General features: G+C 46.3%; 1 protein-coding gene. It reads right to left on the reverse strand.

Features of this window, described 5'->3' with window-relative positions:
- Positions 1 to 455 precede the first annotated feature (455 nt).
- Positions 456 to 728: histone H2B family protein (locus ACFIJJ_RS09945; protein WP_375646839.1), on the reverse strand; the 273-nt coding region annotated here is incomplete at its 5' end.

Raw genomic sequence — 728 nt, forward strand, 5'->3', positions numbered from 1 at the left:
TCTTAGGAAACGCTCTCGGTTTTCCGACGACGGAAGCTGTATTTTTTTAATTTTGTTTTCGGACGATCGTCGTGTAATCATAAACAAACCCGTACGTGAATACGAGACGCATGCGACGCGCCTACTCCGATTAAACTTATACGTAAACAACGCGCGATCGAACGTCTTCGTTGCCCGGGAGATTGTTCGTCCGATTGATGGTAGCGTAGGATACTCGGTTTATTATTATTATTATTTTTTGTTTTGTTTTAGTTTTACAAAAAAAATCGTGATAGTGCGGGCGGGTGAATAAATAAATAAATATAAATTTATTTTTTTAAAAAAATGAACGAACGTGAAACTCGTTTTTTTTTTCGATCTCGCGACGTGATTTGTGGTTCTGAAAAGAACCGTTTGGTTTGTATATACTAATCGGCCTGTCGGCTTCGTCGTCGTCGTTGTCGGAGAAGACCGATTTACTTGGAGCTGGTGTACTTGGTGACCGCCTTGGTTCCCTCGCTGACGGCGTGCTTGGCGAGTTCACCGGGCAACAGAAGCCTGACGGCCGTCTGTATTTCGCGACTGGTGATCGTCGATCGTTTGTTGTAGTGCGCGAGACGGGACGCCTCGGCGGCTATGCGCTCGAATATGTCGTTGACGAAGCTGTTCATGATGCTCATCGCCTTGCTCGAGATGCCGGTGTCCGGGTGAACTTGCTTGAGCACCTTGTAGATGTAGATGGCGACGCT

It is taken from the genome of Bartonella sp. TT29SHDZB, assembly GCF_042193395.1.
Lineage (GTDB): Bacteria > Pseudomonadota > Alphaproteobacteria > Rhizobiales > Rhizobiaceae > Bartonella.